Source organism: Actinoplanes sp. NPDC049316 (assembly GCF_040677315.1).
Lineage (GTDB): Bacteria > Actinomycetota > Actinomycetes > Mycobacteriales > Micromonosporaceae > Actinoplanes.
Window position 1 is genome coordinate 35,427 of sequence record NZ_JBFAQM010000039.1, and the last position, 17,575, is coordinate 53,001.

The 17,575-nt window shown below is 72.1% G+C and carries 20 protein-coding genes; 8 read left to right on the top strand and 12 right to left on the bottom strand.

Annotated elements, in window-relative coordinates; translation table 11 throughout:
- The first annotated feature begins 28 nt into the window (after window positions 1-28).
- Window positions 29-592 carry a Uma2 family endonuclease gene (locus tag AB0K03_RS36990; RefSeq protein ID WP_364695395.1) on the top strand — a complete coding sequence of 188 codons (564 nt, stop codon included), beginning with the start codon at window positions 29-31 and terminating at the stop codon, window positions 590-592.
- A gap of 3 nt (window positions 593-595) precedes the next feature.
- Here the strand turns inward: AB0K03_RS36990 and AB0K03_RS36995 are convergent, their stop codons facing one another.
- Together AB0K03_RS36995 and AB0K03_RS37000 are read right to left on the bottom strand one after the other, a co-directional pair.
- Window positions 596-1,003, bottom strand: coding sequence for a DUF5130 family protein (locus AB0K03_RS36995; RefSeq protein WP_364695480.1), 408 nt, complete (start codon window positions 1,001-1,003; stop codon window positions 596-598).
- 70 nt (window positions 1,004-1,073) lie between these two features.
- Entirely contained in the window at window positions 1,074-1,361 is a 288-nt protein-coding gene (locus AB0K03_RS37000) for a hypothetical protein (RefSeq protein ID WP_364695483.1), read from the bottom strand.
- A 242-nt stretch (window positions 1,362-1,603) separates the two neighbouring features.
- Here AB0K03_RS37000 and AB0K03_RS37005 point away from each other — a divergent pair, with 242 nt between their 5' ends.
- Together AB0K03_RS37005 and AB0K03_RS37010 are read left to right on the top strand one after the other, a co-directional pair.
- Window positions 1,604-2,092, top strand: a complete 489-nt coding sequence (locus tag AB0K03_RS37005; protein WP_364695398.1) for a hypothetical protein — start codon at window positions 1,604-1,606, stop codon at window positions 2,090-2,092.
- A 202-nt stretch (window positions 2,093-2,294) separates the two neighbouring features.
- Complete coding sequence (locus AB0K03_RS37010) at window positions 2,295-2,903, top strand: class F sortase (RefSeq protein WP_364695400.1); 609 nt, start codon at window positions 2,295-2,297, stop codon at window positions 2,901-2,903.
- Between the two features lies 1 nt (window position 2,904).
- Here the strand turns inward: AB0K03_RS37010 and AB0K03_RS37015 are convergent, their stop codons facing one another.
- Window positions 2,905-3,447 (bottom strand): HNH endonuclease, encoded by a 543-nt coding sequence (locus AB0K03_RS37015; RefSeq protein ID WP_199516562.1) that lies wholly within the window; start codon window positions 3,445-3,447, stop codon window positions 2,905-2,907.
- Between the two features lie 226 nt (window positions 3,448-3,673).
- On the opposite strand from AB0K03_RS37015, the gene AB0K03_RS37020 reads away from it, so the two are divergent.
- The 4 genes from AB0K03_RS37020 (at window position 3,674) to AB0K03_RS37035 (ending at window position 8,152) form a co-directional block, all read left to right on the top strand.
- Entirely contained in the window at window positions 3,674-4,759 is a 1,086-nt protein-coding gene (locus AB0K03_RS37020; RefSeq protein WP_364695486.1) for a mechanosensitive ion channel family protein, read from the top strand.
- Window positions 4,760-4,980: 221 nt separating this feature from the next.
- On the top strand, window positions 4,981-6,450 hold the full coding sequence (locus AB0K03_RS37025) for an MFS transporter (protein ID WP_364695403.1): 1,470 nt from the start codon (window positions 4,981-4,983) through the stop codon (window positions 6,448-6,450).
- A complete protein-coding gene (locus tag AB0K03_RS37030; protein ID WP_364695406.1) occupies window positions 6,447-6,836 on the top strand; it encodes a globin in 390 nt (129 codons plus the stop codon). The genes AB0K03_RS37025 and AB0K03_RS37030 overlap by 4 nt, the downstream gene beginning before the upstream one ends.
- A gap of 56 nt (window positions 6,837-6,892) precedes the next feature.
- Window positions 6,893-8,152, top strand: coding sequence for a delta-60 repeat domain-containing protein (locus AB0K03_RS37035; RefSeq protein ID WP_364695409.1), 1,260 nt, complete (start codon window positions 6,893-6,895; stop codon window positions 8,150-8,152).
- Between the two features lie 54 nt (window positions 8,153-8,206).
- Here AB0K03_RS37035 and AB0K03_RS37040 read toward each other — a convergent pair whose 3' ends face one another.
- The 5 genes from AB0K03_RS37040 to AB0K03_RS37060 form a co-directional block, all read right to left on the bottom strand.
- On the bottom strand, window positions 8,207-8,791 hold the full coding sequence (locus AB0K03_RS37040; protein ID WP_364695412.1) for a YbjN domain-containing protein: 585 nt from the start codon (window positions 8,789-8,791) through the stop codon (window positions 8,207-8,209).
- Between the two features lie 129 nt (window positions 8,792-8,920).
- Window positions 8,921-9,583, bottom strand: a complete 663-nt coding sequence (locus tag AB0K03_RS37045; protein WP_364695414.1) for a hypothetical protein — start codon at window positions 9,581-9,583, stop codon at window positions 8,921-8,923.
- Between the two features lie 3 nt (window positions 9,584-9,586).
- The gene (locus tag AB0K03_RS37050; RefSeq protein ID WP_364695417.1) at window positions 9,587-9,994 is read right to left on the bottom strand and encodes a thioesterase family protein; all 408 of its coding nucleotides are present in this window, start codon (window positions 9,992-9,994) and stop codon (window positions 9,587-9,589) included.
- 6 nt (window positions 9,995-10,000) lie between these two features.
- Window positions 10,001-11,677, bottom strand: coding sequence for an energy-dependent translational throttle protein EttA (gene ettA / locus AB0K03_RS37055; RefSeq protein ID WP_364695420.1), 1,677 nt, complete (start codon window positions 11,675-11,677; stop codon window positions 10,001-10,003).
- A 120-nt stretch (window positions 11,678-11,797) separates the two neighbouring features.
- Complete coding sequence (locus AB0K03_RS37060) at window positions 11,798-12,319, bottom strand: hypothetical protein (protein WP_364695423.1); 522 nt, start codon at window positions 12,317-12,319, stop codon at window positions 11,798-11,800.
- Between the two features lie 129 nt (window positions 12,320-12,448).
- Between AB0K03_RS37060 and AB0K03_RS37065 the strand changes: the two genes are divergently transcribed.
- Complete coding sequence (locus tag AB0K03_RS37065) at window positions 12,449-13,864, top strand: trehalose-6-phosphate synthase (RefSeq protein WP_364695426.1); 1,416 nt, start codon at window positions 12,449-12,451, stop codon at window positions 13,862-13,864.
- Here AB0K03_RS37065 and AB0K03_RS37070 read toward each other — a convergent pair.
- From AB0K03_RS37070 to cobC, 4 genes are read right to left on the bottom strand one after another with little or no spacing between them, the layout of a single operon-like run.
- Window positions 13,853-14,227, bottom strand: coding sequence for a VOC family protein (locus AB0K03_RS37070; RefSeq protein ID WP_364695428.1), 375 nt, complete (start codon window positions 14,225-14,227; stop codon window positions 13,853-13,855). The two genes, AB0K03_RS37065 and AB0K03_RS37070, sit on opposite strands and share 12 nt — an antisense overlap.
- Before the next feature lie 29 nt (window positions 14,228-14,256).
- The gene (gene cobA / locus AB0K03_RS37075) at window positions 14,257-15,450 is read right to left on the bottom strand and encodes a uroporphyrinogen-III C-methyltransferase (protein ID WP_364695431.1); all 1,194 of its coding nucleotides are present in this window, start codon (window positions 15,448-15,450) and stop codon (window positions 14,257-14,259) included.
- A complete protein-coding gene (cobT, locus tag AB0K03_RS37080) occupies window positions 15,447-16,499 on the bottom strand; it encodes a nicotinate-nucleotide--dimethylbenzimidazole phosphoribosyltransferase (protein ID WP_364695434.1) in 1,053 nt (350 codons plus the stop codon). Before cobT ends, cobA begins: the two co-directional genes overlap by 4 nt.
- On the bottom strand, window positions 16,496-17,572 hold the full coding sequence (cobC, locus tag AB0K03_RS37085; protein WP_364695437.1) for an Rv2231c family pyridoxal phosphate-dependent protein CobC: 1,077 nt from the start codon (window positions 17,570-17,572) through the stop codon (window positions 16,496-16,498). Before cobC ends, cobT begins: the two co-directional genes overlap by 4 nt.
- Between the last annotated feature and the right edge of the window lie 3 nt (window positions 17,573-17,575).

The window sequence follows — 17,575 nt, forward strand, 5'->3', positions numbered from 1 at the left end:
GGCACTCCGCGGTGTTGGAGGTGGTCCGGTGGTGGTGATCGGTCAGAGCTCCCCGGTGCGATGGGCCGCCCCCGACGGCCCCTGGACCGAGCCGGATCTGCACCTGTTCCCGCCGGACGGGCACCGCTACGAGATCATCGACGGCAGCCTGCACGTCACGCCGCCGCTCGACCGTGAGCACGAGACCGTCGTCGCGGCGCTGATCGGGACGCTGCGCGGCGCGGCGCCCGACGAGTGGTGGGTGTGCGACCGGGTCGGCATCGGGATGGGCCGCAGCAATCTGATCCCCGACGTGACCGTGCTGCGGCCGCGCTCGTCCGGGGCGGTCTGGGCGGACCCGGCCGACGTCGCGCTGGTGGCCGAGGTGGAGACCGGGCCGAGCCGGCGTTGCGACCGGCTGCTCAAGCCGGCGGTCTACGCCGAGGCCGGGATCGCCTGCTACTGGCGGATCGAGCGGGCGCCGGAGCCGGTGCTGCACACCTACTCCCTGGGCCCGGACGGCTATGAGCCCCAGGAGACGATCAAGGGCGCCGACCCGGTGAAGGTCGACGCCCCGTATCCGCTCCGGGTGGCCCCGGGAAGCTGGGTCTAGCGGTCAGTGCCGTCCGGCGTGCGAGGCCAGCTGGTCGAGGCCGGCCAGCACGCCGCCGGCGAGGTCTCCGCCGGCGAACGAGGCCGCCATCGACAGCGCCGCGAGCTTGGCGTCGCGGTCGCTGATCCGCTTGCGCGCGTCCGGGCCGGTGACGATCTCGAGGACCCGCTGGTTGGGTGAGACCGCGACGAGCACGGCCTTGGCGGCGCCGTCGAGCTGACGGTGCAGCGCCTCGGCGGTGTCCCGGGTGGGCTCCTCCAGGTCGCCGATGTAGACGCTGAACGTGAGGCCGGTCTGCTGGTCGGCCACCCGCAGCGCTTCGTCCAGGCGCAACAGCTGGCGGGTCGTGAACGGCCCGTCGAGCGCGGCGGCGCCCTCGTCGCTCATGGTGAGCTCGGGCGCCTCGGTCAGCGTGGGGCCGGCCGGCTCGTCGAGGGCGGTCAGCGGCTGCTCGCCGCCGCCGGTCGCGATGGCCTGCTGCTCACCAACGGTCACTTGCGCCTCCAACCACTCCGGCCGGCACGGGACGGCCCGACTGCACCTCGACGGCGCCGGTCTCCAGCGCCGGGGGCTGCGCGGCGCCGCCGGACGTGCGCCCGCCGAATGCCGGGCTCACCTGCGAGGGTGACGCCAGGAACCAGATCGGCTGGAAGTCGTACGGCCGGCCGGGCCGGTAGCGGCGATCACGCCGGGTGCGCCGGCCACCGGCCGCCGCGAGCGCCGAGATCACGGCGATGGCCGCGAGCGGGATCACCGCGAAGATCAGAATGGTGCTGAATATCGACAACCTCAACGCCCCCAGGCGTCAAAAGGACCGGGCTACGTCACTGTGGTTCCCAGTGATCCGAACGTCAATCACGGTAGCGGAATGCGGGCCGCGGCGGACCGCCGGGTGTCAAGACCCACTACGTGGGATCTCCGCGGCCACGCGAAAACGGTCGCGAGGTGCGAAAATCACCCTCACGCGTCGTCCGCGCCCCACCGCGGCGGACGGCAGGAGGGGGGAAGGTCATGCGTCCATCCGTCCCGGCCGCGCTGGCCGCGCTGGCCCTGGCATCGCCGGCCGTTCTGCTCACCCAAGCCCCCGCCCGGGCGGCCGCGGTCTTCGTCGAGGCGAACCCCAGCACCGTCCGCGCCGGCGACGAGGTCGGCCTGCGCGCCAGCTGCGAGGACAACCTGACCTCCGCGACGGTGACGTCCGGGCCGCTGGGGACGGTCACGGTCTCTCCCCGGTACGGCTTCCTGACGGCGACCACCCGGGTGCCCGCCGCCACCAAGGCGGGCGACTACCCGATCAACCTGCGCTGCCCGGACGGCAAGACGGCGAAGAACACGCTGCACGTGGTGGCGAAAGTGGAGCCCGCGCGCGGCCCGGCCACCGGGGGCGGTGGCACCGCCGGGGGCCGCTCGGCGCCGATGCTGATCGGCGGCGGCGCGGCAGCCGTCGCGGCCGGGATCGCCCTGGGCCTGGTGGCGCTGCGCCGCCGCCGGCTCGGCTGAGGCCTCGCCGATGTCCCGCCCGGTACGCCCGCAGCCGGTGGCCGCCGGCCCGCGGATGCCGGAGTCGGTCGTCCGGCGCCGCCCCGCCGACGTGGTCGTCAAGCCGTCACCCGTCCCGGCTGGTGCTTCCGCGCGGCCGCTTCCACGCGTGCCGGGCCCTCGCCGGACACCCGCTCCCCCGCCGGTGCGCGGGCGCCGTCCGATGCCGCTCGGCCTGTTCGCGGTGCTGCTCGTCTTCGTCGGACTGTTCACGGTGGGCGCCGGCGTCGGGGCGGCGACCGGCTTCGACCTCGGCGACCTGTTCAAGGGACCGGACAAGCCGCCGCCGCGGGCGTTCCCCGTCCTGGAGCCGAGCCGGCCGCAACGGCTGGTCATCCCCGCCATCAAGGTGGAGGCCCCGGTGCTCACCGTGGGCCTGGCGAAGGACGAGTCGGTGGCCGTACCGCCGCTGAACCGGCACAACGAGGCGGGCTGGTTCGAGCTGGGACCCACCCCGGGCCAGTTCGGGCCGGCGCTGATCGTCGGGCACGCCGACACGCGTACGGGGCCTTCGGTCTTCCACCGCCTGCACGAGCTGCGGCCCGGTCAGAAGATCGAGGTGGTCCGCGCCGACGACCGGACCGCGGTGTTCGAGGTGAACTCGGTGGAGCACTTCGGCAAGGAGAAGCTGCCGATCAAGCGGGTGTACGGCGACTACAGCCGGCCGTCCTTGCGCCTGGTCACCTGCGGTGGCACGTGGCTCGGCGGCGGCAAGGGTTACTCCGACAACGTCATCGTCTTCGCGTCCCTGGTCGGCGCCAAGGAGCTGTAGGTCAGGCGGCCTCGGCCTCGACCGGGGTGGGCAGGTCGAGCCAGTCGGCCCAGCGGGGGTCCGGCGTGCGGTGACCCAGCACCCGCCACGCCACCCCGCGCGGCGCCTGGGGCGCGGCGTGCAGCCGCCAGCCGAGCTCGGCCGGGGTCTTGTCGCCCTTGCTGTGGTTGCACTTGGCGCAGGCCGCGACGACGTTCTCCCAGGCGTGCAGGCCGCCGCGGCTGCGCGGGAAGACGTGGTCGATGGTCTCGGCGGAGCCCCGGCAGTAGGCGCAGCGACCCCCGTCGCGGGCGAAGATGGCCCGGCGGGAAAGGCCGACATGGGTCCGGTACGGCACCTTCACGTACCGGGTGAGGCGGACGACGGACGGGACCGGGAGGGTGTGGCGGGCACTGTGCAGAATGCCGTCCCCGTCGGAGACGCATTCGGCCTTGGCGGTCAGCACGAGGATGGTCGCTCGACGCACCGATACGACGCACAGCGGCTCGTAGGTGGCGTTCAGAACCAACGCGGAAGAGCCCACTGTGGGTCGTATGTCAGGCATCGCGATCACCCTTCGGTGTAGGTGCTTGTACCGCTCCCGATGTGCTTGTCGTCTCAGCAGAGTTCGCCGGGGGCCCGCGGAGAGCGAGTCCTCGTGCGCCAATAGTCCCTGATGAATGACGAATTGGCGAGCACAATCTGTGGCCGGGGCGTAAACGTCTGAGGTCTCGTGGGAAGATGTCCGGTTCTCGGCCGGGGACGAGCGGCCGGTACGGTGGTCACCCGTGATTCCGCTCGCGCCACCGACCCCAGGACCGTCCAGCAGCACCGAACCCTTCTTCAACGGCACTCCGGACGTCTCGGAGAGCTGCAAGACGGACGCCTTGTGCACGTGGATCTTCAACAAGACCGATATCCAGTGGCTCGCCAACGGCAGCTACGTCTTCATCGTCAAGCCGCTGCGGATCCTCGCGATCGTCCTGATCGCGATGCTGGTGCGGTGGGCTCTGCACCGGGCGATCCGGCGGCTGACGACTTCGACGTCACGCGCGGAGATGCCCGCACTGCTCAAGCCGTTGCGTGAACGGGCCGCCAAGGGCGAGGCCGCGGAGAACCAGTTCATCCCGGAGCGCCGCAGGCAGCGGGCCGAGGCGATCGGGTCGGTGCTGCGCAGCTTCGTGACGGCGGTGGTCTTCACGATGGCCACGCTGCTGGTGATGGGCGAGCTGGGCTTCAACCTCGGGCCGCTGCTGGCCAGCGCCGGCATCGTCGGCGTGGCGCTGGGCTTCGGCGCGCAGAGCCTGGTGAAGGACCTCATCGCCGGCCTGTTCATGCTGCTGGAGGACCAGTACGGCGTCGGCGACTCGGTCGATCTGGGCGACGCCGTGGGCGTGGTCGAGACGGTCGGGCTGCGGGTGACGACCGTACGGGACATGCGCGGGGTGCTCTGGTACATCCGCAACGGCGAGATCGTCCGGGTCGGCAACAAGAGCCAGGGCTGGGCGATGGTGGTCATCGACATCCCGATCGGCTTCGTGAACTCCGAGGAGGCCATCGCCGTGCTGCGTACCGCCGCGCTGGCGCTCGCCGAGGAGCCGGAGCACTCGACGGAGTTCCTGGAGCAGCCGGACGTCGTCGGCGTGGAGCAGCTGACCGTCGACGGCGCGGTGATCCGGACGATCGCGAAGACCACCGCGGAGGGTCAGCCGGTGCTCCAGCGCGAGCTGCGCCGCCGGCTCACGGAGGCGCTGGAGACGTCCGGGATCGCCGAACGCATCGCCGTGTCGCGGATGCTGCCCCGCTCGGCCGTACCGCCGACGTATTCGCAGCCGTCGACCGATTCCTCCTCCGGCGCACCCGGAGGTGCCACCTGAGCTGCTGATACGGCATAGTGGGGGATGTCCGCCCTCGACCGAATGGCCGACATTCCCCCCGTACGCCCTAGCCACGGCTCGGACGATCGGGCAGAATCGTGCAAGAAGCATCTGCACATGCAGCGTCACGTACGCGGCGGCGGTGACCACCCGGCCGGAGGCGTTCGTGACGGGCCGCCGTCGGCGATCCCGCCGGCCGTCGCGATCGATGGAGGGCCCTGGTGTCCGACGACCGACCCGCCGCGCAGTCCGCCGATGCCGGCGGCGCGGCGGAGCCGGAACGCCTGGTGACCTTCCGGGACGTGTTCGCGGTCCGCGAGTACCGCGCGATGTACGTCTCCCTGATCGTCAGCTGGGTCGGCGACTATCTCGCGCGCGCGGCGATCATCGTGCTCGTCTATCAGCAGAGCCAGTCGGTGATGCTGTCCGCCGCCTCGTTCGCGGTGAGCTATCTGCCCTGGGTGGTCGGCGGTCCCGTGCTGGCGGCCGTCGCGGAGCGATATCCGTACCGTCGGGTCCTGATCTTCTGCGACGTGGCCCGCGCCGTGCCGATCGCCCTGATCGCGCTGCCGGGGATGCCCGTGCCCGCGATACTCGTGCTGATGTTCGTGGCGATGCTGGGCGCGCCGCCGACGCAGGCGGCCCGGTCCGCCCTCGTCCCGCTGATCCTCGAGCGCCGGCAGGTCGTCACCGGCCTGGCGCTCAACGCCTCGACGTCCCAGGCGGCGCAGGTCTTCGGCTACCTGGCCGGCGCCACGCTGGCGGCGGGCTTCAACGCACGGCTCGGTCTCGCGCTGGACGCTCTCTCGTTCCTCGTCTCGGCGGCCGTCATCGCCGCCGGCGTCCGGCCCCGGCCCGCGGCGACCAGCGCGGCACAACGGCGGCACCTGCTGCGGGAGACCAGCGAAGGGTTCCGGCTGGTCTTCGGCACGCCGCTGCTGCGGTCGATCGCCCTGATGGTCTTCGCGCTCACCACCTTCACGATCCTTCCTGAGGGCCTGGCCGCCGGCTGGGCCGCACTGTTCCGCGACGACCCCGCCGGCCGCGGCTTCGACCAGGGCCTGCTCATGGCCGCGGCGCCGGTCGGCTTCGTGATCGGCGGCCTCGCCGCGGGCCGCCTCGTCCAGCAGTCCCGCAAGGGCCGCCTGGTACGGCCCTTCGCGCTGCTCGCACCGGCGGCGCTCATCGTCACCATGTGGGCGCCGAACGCCGCCACCGCGGCCGCGCTCGTCGTGGTGTCCGGGATCGCCCAGGGCGTGCTGATGCCCACACTGAACGGCATCTTCGTGCTGGCGCTGCCGCACGGCTACCGTGCGCGGGCCTTCGGGGTCATGCAGGGCGGGATGCAGCTCACCCAGGGCGCCGCCGTCATGGTCAGCGGCGCGCTCGCCCAGCACTCCTCGATCCCGCGGGTCGTCGGCCTGTGGAGCCTCGGCGGCCTCCTGCTGATGGCGGCCCTGACCGTACGGTGGGAGGGCCGGACGACGGCACCGGAGAGCGAGCCCCCGGCGCCGACCGAGGCCGACGCCGCGCCGGCCCCGGCGCAGGCCGCCACCGAGCCCCCGGCCTCGTCGCAGGGCCCCTCGGCGGGCACTCCGGTACGCCCGACCGACGCGCACCCCGGCGGGACCGCAATGCGCGTCACACCGGCCCGGGGCCGGCACTCGGCGGCTGGCAGACTGGACGGGTGAGCGAGGTCAGCTTCTTCGAGGCGGTCGGCGGCGAGCCCACCTTCCGCCGGCTCGTCGACCGGTTCTACGAGGGTGTCGCCAAGGATCCGCTGCTGCGCCCGATGTATCCCGAGGAGGATCTCGGGCCGGCCGCCGAGCGGCTGACGCTGTTCCTCATGCAGTACTGGGGCGGTCCCAACACCTACTCCGCCAGCCGTGGCCACCCCCGGCTGCGCATGCGGCACGCGCCCTTCCGCGTGGGCCCCGAGGAGCGCGACGCCTGGCTGCTGCACATGCGCGAGGCCGTCGACTCGCTGGACCTGCCGGAGCCGCAGCACACCGCGCTCTGGGAGTATCTCGAACGGGCGGCGTACTTCATGGTCAACACGATGGAGGCGCATCCCTGAGGGCCGGCCGCTCGTTGATCGAGTGACTCCCGTCCCGATCCCAGGAGCTGCCCTCGATGCCGCGCCGCCTGTTCGCCGCCGCCGCCATGACCTGCGCCGCCCTGCTGGGCGCCACGCCCGCGGCGGCCGACCTCGCCCAACCGTCGGTGGTCTCCGCCAACCCGGTCGACTTCACCCCGCACGTGGTCGAGGGCACCGTCTGGGCCATCACCGTCGTCGGTGACACGGTGGTCGTCGGCGGCAGCTTCACCCAGGTCCAGGACAGCACCGGCAAGCTGACCTACAACCGCAGGAACATCTTCGCGTACGGGCTGAACGACGGTGTGGTGCGCCCGTTCGCGCCGGAGGTCGATGCGCCCGTCTACGCGCTCGCGCCCGCCGCGGACAACTCGGTCTACCTGGGCGGCGCCTTCAAGACCGTGAACGGGGCGGCACAGCGGGGTCTGGCCCGGGTCGGGCTGGGCAACGGCGCGCGGGTTGCCGGGTTCACCCCGCGGATCAACTGGGGCGACGTGCGGGCCATGGCGGTCCGCGGGAACCGCCTCTACGTCGGCGGCACGTTCTCGGCCATCAGCGGCGTCAGCCGGGTCGGCCTGGCCCGCCTCGACACCGCCACAGGCAAGGTGGACGCCGGATTCGACGCCAAGCTGTCGGCGCCGGGGCTGAACCGTACGCGGGTGGAACACTTCGACCTCACCCCGGACGGCAAGCGGCTGGTCATCATCGGGGCGCTGCTCAAGGTCGGCTCGGTCAGCCGTACGCAGATCGCCATGTTCAACACGTCGGGCGCCGCGGCGAGCGTGCTGAGCTGGTACACCGACGCGTACAAGCCGGAGTGCATGAAGGGCTTCGACACGTACCTGCGGCAGGTGAAGTTCTCCCCCGACGGCCGCTACTTCGTCGTCGTGGCCACCGGCCGCGCCTCCTCCCCCACGAAGCTCTGCGACTCGGCGGCGCGCTTCGAGACCGCCGGGGGCGGCAAGCACAACCCGACGTGGGTCCAGCGCACCGGCGGCGACTCGCTCTACGCGGTCGCGGTCACCGGCAGCGCCGTGTACGTCGGCGGGCACCAGCGCTACCTCGACAACCCGTACGGCAGCGACGCGGACGGCCCCGGCCCGGGCGCGGTGTCCCGCAAGGGAATCGGCGCGCTGAACCCGACGACGGGCCGCGCCCTCGCGTGGAACCCGACCCGCAAGCGAGGCGTCGGGGTGCGGGCGTTCCAGGCGGTGCCGGAGGGTCTGATCGTCGGCTCGGACACCGACCAGCTGGGCAAGGAGTACCACGGCCGGATCGGGATGTTCCCGAGCAACTGAGCTGCTAAGACAAGGAAGGCCGGGCCTGCGGGCCCGGCCTTTTCCTGTGCGCGGCTACAACAAGGCGCCTTCGTCGTGGAGCCAGTCGACGAACGACGTGGCGACCGCGGCACCGCAGTCGAGCATCTCCACCAGAAGCGCGTCGTGTGCCCCGGACGCGAGCGGCACCTGCAGCTCGGCGTAGATCGGCAGCTGGCCCCGCTCGGTGGGATCGCCGACGTACGCCTTGCAGAAGCGGCGGGTGTGGTTCCACTCGTTGACGACCCGGTATGCGCGGTCCGCCCAGTCCGGCGGGACGGTCGCGTGCGGGCGGGCCCGCATCACCAGGATCTCGTCGTCGGGCCCCTCGAGCGTGAACAGCACCGCGTGCCGTTCCCACATCGCCAGCAGACTTCCGCCGCCGTCGGCGAGGAACCGGATGTCGAGCAGGTCGAGGGCCTTGCCGATCCGGCCCAGGTCGACCGGGACGACCTGGTCGTGCTCGTCGATCGAGGACAGGTCGGCGGAGGACATCGCGGACCGCTCCGGTTCACGCTGCGCCGGCACGCCGACACGGACGCTGCTCTGCAGCGCGACCTCGCCGCCGCTGTCGGGTTCGTTGTCTCCGGACGAACCGGGACGCCATGACCACCACGGCATCGTTGTGCACCTCACTCCCCAGCAGGTCAGCCGCCGGACGTAGCGGTGGACCCGGGGGCGACGGTACCCGTACAGGTCGCGGAGGTCATCCCCTCAAAGGGAGGGCGGAACCGGACGACCGAGGCAGCATCACCCTTTCGGGTGATCCCCTATAGACATAACAGTCAAATTCTGGACCGGCTGTAGCCACGCGACTCCATATGGTGCAGAAAGACCCACCCAGCGTCCCGCTACGCACACGCGCGTACCCGGGTTGTCCACATCGGCCGGACCGAGGAAGCCCATCCGCGAGACCGCCTGCACGAGGCGCTGCGGGACCTCCACAGCCGACCCGCCGGCCGGAGTCACCACGAGCGCGACATGGTCCAGCAACGCGTCGCGGACCGCCCGCTGCCCCACGGCCCGGCCGGCGAGCCCGCCCGCCGTCACCTCGCGCAGGGTTCCCGCGGCCGCGGCGGCCAGACGGCTCAGCTCGGTGGAAGCGACCGACTCGACGGCCTGCGCCCGGGCCGGCGGCAGCGGCCAGCGCCAGTCCGCGTCGCGCCGGGGCGGCAGCTCGGTGCTGCCCTCGGCGAGCGCCGACAGCAGGCCGGCGGCGGAGACGGTGGCGTCACCGGGTCCGGGGCCGGCCACGTTCCGGGTGACCAGCACGCCCCACGGCAGCCGGGCCCACAGGGCAACCCGCCCGGGGCTTCCCGACCGCAGGCGCACCGGGACCGCGCGGTCCAGGCGGGTCAGCCGGGCGAGGAAGGCGCCCGCGTCCGCGACCCCGGCGATGCCGTGCTCGGCCACGGCTCAGACGTCCAGGTACGGCTCGAGGAAGGCACGCTCCGGCTCGGTCAGCCGGCGCGGGAACCCCTCGGCCAGGTTGTACGGCACGCACACCGACTTCGCCCGGCTCGCCAGCACGTCGCCGTCGAACAGCTCGTACGACACCGTGAAGGCGGCGGTGCGCAGCTGGGACACCCACAGCTCGATGCGCACCGGGTCGCCGTAGTCGACCGGGCGCAGGTAGTCGATCTCGTGCCGGGCGATCACGATGCCGTCCTCGAACGACGTGAGCCCCTGGGCCCGCGCGCCGACGAAGAACATGGCGACGCGCGCCTCCTCGTACAGGGTGAGGAAGCGCGCGTTGTTGACGTGGCCGTACGCGTCCATGTCGGACCAGCGCACGGCCACCTCGTAGGTGAACCTCTTCGTCACTGCGACTCAGTCACGCGTGAGCTTGCGGTACGTGACGCGGTGCGGGCGGGCGGCCTCGGCGCCGAGACGGTCGATCTTGTTCTTCTCGTACGCCTCGAAGTTGCCCTCGAACCAGAACCACTTGTCGGGGTCCTCCTCGGTGCCCTCCCACGCGAGCATGTGGGTGGCGACCCGGTCGAGGAACATCCGGTCGTGGGAGATCACCACGGCGCAGCCGGGGAACTCGAGCAGCGCGTTCTCCAGACTGCCGAGCGTCTCCACGTCGAGGTCGTTGGTCGGCTCGTCGAGCAGGATCACGTTGCCGCCGATCTTCAGCGTCAGCGCGAGGTTGAGGCGGTTGCGCTCACCACCGGAGAGCACCTTGACCGGCTTCTGCTGGTCGGGCCCCTTGAAACCGAACGCGGCCACGTACGCCCGGGAGGGCATCTCGACCTTGCCGACCATGAGGTGGTCGAGCCCGTCGGAGACGACCTCCCACACCGTCTCGTTGCCGTCGAGGCCCTCACGGTTCTGGTCCACGTACGAGAGCTGCACGGTCTCGCCGATGCGCACCGAGCCCTCGTCCGGCTGCTCGAGACCGACGATGGTCTTGAAGAGCGTGGTCTTGCCGACGCCGTTCGGGCCGATGATGCCGACGATGCCGTTGCGCGGCAGCGAGAACGACAGGTGGTCGATGAGCGTGCGGCCGTCGAAGCCCTTGACCAGGTCGTTGACCTCGATCACCGTGTTGCCCAGGCGCGGGCCCGGCGGGATCTGGATCTCCTCGAAGTCGAGCTTGCGGGTCTTCTCGGCCTCGGTGGCCATCTCCTCGTAGCGGTCGAGGCGGGCCTTGCTCTTGGTCTGGCGGGCCTTCGCGTTGGAGCGGACCCACTCGAGCTCCTCGGAGAGGCGCCGCTTGAGCTTCGCGTCCTTGCGGCCCTCGACCGCGAGACGCTGCGCCTTCTTGTCGAGGTAGGTGGAGTAGTTGCCCTCGTACGGGTACGCCCGGCCGCGGTCCAGCTCGAGGATCCAGGTGGCCACGTTGTCCAGGAAGTACCGGTCGTGGGTGATGGCGATGACCGTGCCGGCGTACTTGGCGAGGTGCTGCTCCAGCCACTGCACGCTCTCGGCGTCCAGGTGGTTGGTGGGCTCGTCGAGCAGCAGCAGGTCGGGCGCCTCGAGCAGCAGCTTGCACAGCGCGACGCGGCGGCGCTCACCACCGGAGAGCTGGGTGACGTCGGCGTCCGGCGGCGGGCAGCGCAGCGCGTCCATCGCGAGCTCCAGCTGGGAGTCGACGTCCCAGGCGTTGGAGTGGTCGAGCTCCTCCTGGAGCTTGCCCATCTCCTCCATCAGCTCGTCGCTGTAGTCGGTGGCCATCTGCTCGGCGATCTTGTTGAACCGCTCGAGCTTGGCCTTGGTCTCCGCGACGGCCTCCTCGATGTTGCCGAGGACCGTCTTCGCGTCGTTGAGCGGGGGCTCCTGGGCGAGCATGCCGACGGTGTAGCCGGGCATCAGCCGGGCCTCGCCGTTGCTCACCTGGTCCACGCCCGCCATGATCTTGAGCAGACTGGACTTACCGGCGCCGTTCGGACCGACGACACCGATCTTGACCCCGGGCAGGAAGTTCAGCGTCACGTTGTCGAGCACGACCTTGTCGCCGTGCGCCTTGCGCGCCTTCTCCAAGGTGTAGATGAACTGGGCCACGGTGCGGCCTACCTCCGTGATCGTGATTTCCGGTGCCGGAATGGGAGCTCAATCTTTCCAGGTCGCTCCCCGGCCGCTTACAACAACCCCGCCCGGCGCACAAGGATTCCCCGCCGGGCGTCACTCCGGCTCGACGTCGTGCGTCTCCGTGCCGCGCTTGGTGACCACCGTGAGCTCGTGGTCGTTGACGCTGAACGTGTTCCCGTCGTGCGCCACCGCGGTGTACGTGTCGCCGTCCTGACGGACGTCGCTCAGGAACAGAGCGGTCTCGCCCTCGATCCACTTGGCCGCCTCGCCGCCGCGGTTGGCCTGGTAGAAGAGCTTGCCGTCGGGGTCCCGGCAGATCCAGACGGTGGTGCCCGTGTCGGCGGCGCGTACCCGCAGGACCTGGGTGAGCGTGCCGGCGAAGCCGAGCCGGCGGGCCGTGTCGTGCATCTCCGGCGGGCAGTCGATCCCCGTGTCCGCGGTCGGCGTGTAGTCCCCCGGGACGTTGTTGACGCCGCGGATGTCGCGGGCGTTGTTGTGGCGCGTACCGAGGGCGAAGCCCGCCGACATCCCGATGATGCTCAGGAAGACGGTGGCGATGACCACAGGGAAGAACAGTGGTCGCCGCGGCGGGGGAAGATCGTCGGACAGGCTCACCGGCCAAGGATGGCACCTGCCCGCCAAGAGCGGTGCCGCGCGGCGGGTACATGCCTCAACACGCCCCGGCTGGCTACGCACAGTAGGCTCGGCAACGGGGAACCAAACCGACCCGGAGGTGCTCTCAGCGTGGCCGAACGAAGTTCCTTCGTCGTAGTCGCCAACCGGCTGCCCGTCGACGAGGTCATCGTCGACGGCGAGCGGCAATGGCGCCCGAGTCCCGGCGGCCTCGTCACCGCCCTGCATCCGGTGCTCGTCCAGCACCGCGGCACCTGGATCGGGTGGGCCGGCGGTGACGGCGAGGCGCCGGAGCCCTTCGAGCTCGAGGGGATCAACATCCACCCGGTGCCGCTGAGCGCGGAGGAGCTCGAACGCTACTACGAGGGCCAGTCGAACGCGACGATCTGGCCGCTGTACCACGACGCCGTCGAGACGCCCGTCTACAAGCGGCGCTGGCGCGAGGCGTACCGGGTGGTCAACCAGCGCTTCGCCAAGGCCGCGGCCGAGGTGGCCGACGAGGGCGCGACCGTCTGGGTGCAGGACTACCAGCTCCAGCTCGTGCCGGCGATGCTCCGGGAGATGCGTCCCGACCTGCGGATCGGGTTCTTCCTGCACATCCCGTTCCCGCCGATCGAGCTGTTCATGCAGATGCCGTTCCGGGCCGAGATTTTGCGCGGGCTGCTCGGCGCGGACCTGGTCGGCTTCCAGCAGAGGCTCGCCGCGCAGAACTTCGTCCGCCTCGCCCGGCACCTGCTGGGGCTGCGCTACGAGGGCCAGTCGATCCAGGTCGACGGCCGCAAGGTCAAGGCCGGCGCGTTCCCGATCAGCATCGACACCGCCGAGATGGAGCGGATGGCGGCCGACCCGAAGGTCCAGGCGCGCGCCAAGGAGATCCGGGCCGAGCTGGGCGACCCGGAGACGATCATCCTGGGCGTCGACCGGCTCGACTACACCAAGGGCATCGAGCTGCGCCTCAAGGCGTTCCGCGAGCTGCTCGCCGACGGCAAGCTCAAGGTGCCGGACGCGGTGATGGTGCAGGTCGCCACGCCCAGCCGCGAGCGCGTCGAGCACTACCAGAGCCTGCGGGTGAAGGTGGAGCGCGAGGTCGGCCGGATCAACGGCGAGTTCGGCAAGGTGGGCATGCCGGCGGTGCACTACCTGCACCAGTCGTACAGCAAGCAGGAGCTCGCGGCGATGTACGTCGCCGCCGACGTCATGATGGTGACCCCGCTGCGCGACGGCATGAACCTGGTCGCCAAGGAATACGTCGCCTGCCGCTCGGACCGCGGTGGTGCGCTGGTGCTCAGCGAGTTCGCCGGCGCCGCCACCGAGCTGCGTCAGGCGTTCCTGTGCAACCCGCACGACCCGGACGGGGTCAAGGACGCCCTGCTGCGGGCGGTGGCCGCCGAGCCCGCCGAGCTGAAGCGCCGGATGCGCGTCATGCAGCGGCACCTGCGGACGCACGACGTCGCCGAGTGGGCCCGCTCGTTCCTCAACGAGCTCGGCGTGCCGGAGACCGACGAGGATCAGCCGTCAGAGGAATAGGCAGAAGGGATGGCCGGCCGGGTCGAGATAGACCCGGACGTCCTCCTGCGGCTGGAAGTCGGCCCGGGTGGCCCCCGCCTTCTCGGCGTGCGCGCAGGCCTCGTCGAGATTCTCGACGTGGACGTCGAGGTGCATGCTCATCTGGGGGTCGCCGGGGCCGGCCGGCCACACCGGGCGCACGTACGCCTTCTCGGTCTGGAACGACAGCGCGGCCCCACCGGCCGGCGCGCCGAGCGTCACCCAGTCCGGTTCGTCCTGGACGACGCTCCAGCCCAGCAGCCGCTGGTAGAACGCCGCCAGCTCGCGCGCATCGGGGGCGTCCAGCGTGACCCCCGCCAGTGTCATCTGCGGTCGCTCACTCATGTGAATGCGTTACCCCATCCGTAGGGTGACTATCCCAGCACGGGAACGACATCGCCGATCACCACGACGGCCGGCGGGCGCAGACCCGCGGCGGCCGTCGCCGCGGCGACCTCCCCCAGGGTGCTGCGCAGGACCCGCTGGGACGTCGTCGAGCCCTCCTGCACCACGGCGGCCGGCGTGTCCGCCGCCCGCCCCTCGGCCAGCAGCCGCTGCGCGATCTTCGGCAGGTTCTTGAGACCCATCAGCACCACCAGCGTGCCGCGCAGCCGGGCGAGGGCCGCCCAGTCCACCAGCGACTGGTCGCTCTCCGGCGGGACGTGCCCGGAGACCACGGTGAACTCGTGGGCCACGCCGCGGTGGGTGACCGGGATGCCGGCCAGCGCGGGTGCGGCGATCGAGCTGGTCACCCCGGGCACGACAGTCACGGGTACGCCGGCCTTCGCACACGCCAGCGCCTCCTCTCCGCCCCGGCCGAAGACGAACGGGTCGCCGCCCTTGAGCCGTACGACGAACTTGCCCGCCAGCGCGCGGTCCACGAGGATGCGGTTGATCTCCTCCTGCGCGGCGGACGGCCCGTACGGGATCTTCGCGGCGTCGACCAGCTCGACCTCCGGGCGCAGCTCGTCGAGGAGCATCCCGGGCACGAGCCGGTCGGTGACCACCACGTCGGCCCGGTTCAGCAGCCGGCGACCCTTGACCGTGATGAGCTCCGGGTCGCCGGGGCCGCTGCCGACCAGGAAGACCTGACCCGGTCCGGCCGCGCGCACGGTCAGCTCGTTGTTCTCCAGCGCGGCGGCGATGAGGTCGCGCAGGGCCATCGCGTTGCGCCGGTCGCCGCCGTCGGTCACCGCGACCGTGATCTGCCCCTGCCGGGTCACCGCGGGGGTCCAGGCGGTGGCGGCGTCGCGGTCGTCCGCGCGTACGCAGAAGACCCGGCGCTCCTCCGCCGCGATGCTCACCTGCGCCGCCGCCCCGGGATCGTCGACCGCGACCTGGACCAGCCAGGCACCGTCCACGTCGGCGGGCTCGAAACGGCGCTCGTGCCAGGTCAGGCGGCCGGCGTCGACGTAAGCGCGCAGCGCCGGGGTGAGCACGGGCGACACCACGTCGACCCGCGCGCCTGTCGCCAACAGGGCGGCCATGCGGCGGGTCGCCACCGCGCCGCCGCCCACCACGAGGACCCGGCGGCCCTCCAGCCGCAGCGCCAAGGGGTAGAGGTTCACTTCTCCGAGACCCCCGCCGAGTCGAAGGTGGCCACTTCGCGCAGCACCCGGGCGGCGCCGGCGACGACGGGCAGGGCGAGCGTGGCGCCCGTACCCTCACCGAGGCGCATGCCCAAGTCCAGCAGCGGGGTGAGGCCCAGGTGGGCCAGCGCGACCGTGGCGCCGGGCTCGACCGACCGGTGCCCGGCGACCATCGCGGCCACCGCGTGCGGCGCGAAAGCCGCCGCCACGACCGCCGCGGACGCGGCGATGACCCCGTCGATCACCACCGGGACCCGCCGGGCGGCCGCGCCGAGGATGAAGCCGGCCAGCGCCGCGTGCTCCAGGCCGCCGACGGCGGCCAGGGTCGCAAGCGGCCGGGACGGGTCGGGCCGGTGCAGCTCGAGGGCGCGGGTGACCACGCCGACCTTCTTCGCGTACGTGTCGTCGTCGACGCCCGTGCCGCGCCCGGTGACCCCGGCCGGCGCGGCGCCCGTGAAGGCCGCCACCAGCGCCGCCGCCGGGGTGGTGTTGGCGATCCCCATGTCGCCGGTGACCAGGCACTTCGCGCCGCCGTCGATGAGCGCCGTGGCCACCGAGACGCCGGTCTCCAGCGCGGCCCGCGCCTCGTCCTCGGTCATCGCGGCGGTGACGGTCAGGTCCCGGGTGCCGCGCCGCACGTTCGCGTCGAGCAGGTTGTCGCCGCCGTGCAGCGGGATCGCCACGCCGACGTCGACCACCATCAGCGACGCGCCGGTCTGCCGGGCGAACGCGTTGATCACCGCTCCCCCGGCGACGAAGTTCGCCACCATCTGTGCGGTGACCTCCTGCGGCCACGGCGTCACCCCTTGGGCGTGCACGCCGTGGTCGCCGGCGAAGACCGCGATGGCCGCGGGCTCGGGGATCGGCGGCGGGCAGGATCCGGCGAGGCCGGCCAGGCGTACGGACAGCTCCTCGAGAGCGCCCAGCGAGCCGGCCGGCTTGGTCAGCCGGGACTGCAGGTCACGGGCGGCGGCCATGGCCGGCTCATCGGGGGGCGCGATGGCGGCGAGGGTCGTCTCCAGGGTCACTGTCGCTCCTTCAGCACATCGGTCAGCGTCGCGAGGAAGGCGTCGCTGGTGGCAGTGTCGCGCACGGCGACTCGCAGCCAGTCGGCGCCCAGCCCGGGAAAAGTGTCGCCGCGCCTGACCGCGTACCCCCGTTTGCGCAGCTCAAGACGCACCTGGTCGGCGCCGGGCAGGCGCAGCGCGACGAAGGCGGCGGCCGGGACGCCCGCAACAGTGACCTCCGGCACGCTGCGCAGCCCGGCGACGAGGTGGGCCCGCTCGGCGGCGAGGGCCGCCGCGATCTCCCGCTCGGCTGTCACGGCCAGCGGCGACGCGCAGGCCTCGGCGGCGGCCAGCGCCGGGGTCGACACCGCCCACAGCGGCTGGACCCGCGCGAGCCGATCGATCATGCCGGGCGCGGCCAGCGCGTACCCGATCCGCAGGCCGGCCAGGCCCCACGTCTTGGTCAGGCTGCGCAGGACGATCAGGCCGGGCACGTCGGCGCGGCCCGCCAGCGACTCGGGCTCGCCGTCCTCCCCCTCGCCCCACGTCGTGTCGGCGAAGGCCTCGTCGACGACCAGCACCCGGCCCGGCCGGGCCAGCTTGACGATGTCCTCGGCCGGGTGCAGCACCGAGGTGGGGTTCGTGGGGTTGCCGACGATCACCAGGTCGGCGTCCTCCGGGACCAGCGCGGGGTCCAGCCGGAAGCCGTCCTCCTCGCGCAGCAGCACGCGACCGACCTCGCGGCCGGCGTTGCGCAGGGCCGCCTCCGGCTCGGTGAACTGCGGATGCACGACCACCGGCCGGCGCGCCTCGACGGCCCGCGCGATGAGCACGAAGGCCTGCGCCGCGCCCGCGGTGAGCAGCACCTCCGCGGGATCGCGCCGATGTTTCGCCGCGGTCGCCGCCGTGGCGCGCGTCGGGTCGGGATAGGCCGCGAGGTCGCTCAGGGACGCCTTGATCGGCTCGGCCAGCCACGCCGGGAGGGGCTGCCGCCGTACGTTCACCGCCAGGTCGACCAGGCCGGGTGCCACCTCCGCGTCGCCGTGATGGTGCAGATCCAGCTCCACGGGCTCATCGGGACCGTGCTTCTCCACCGG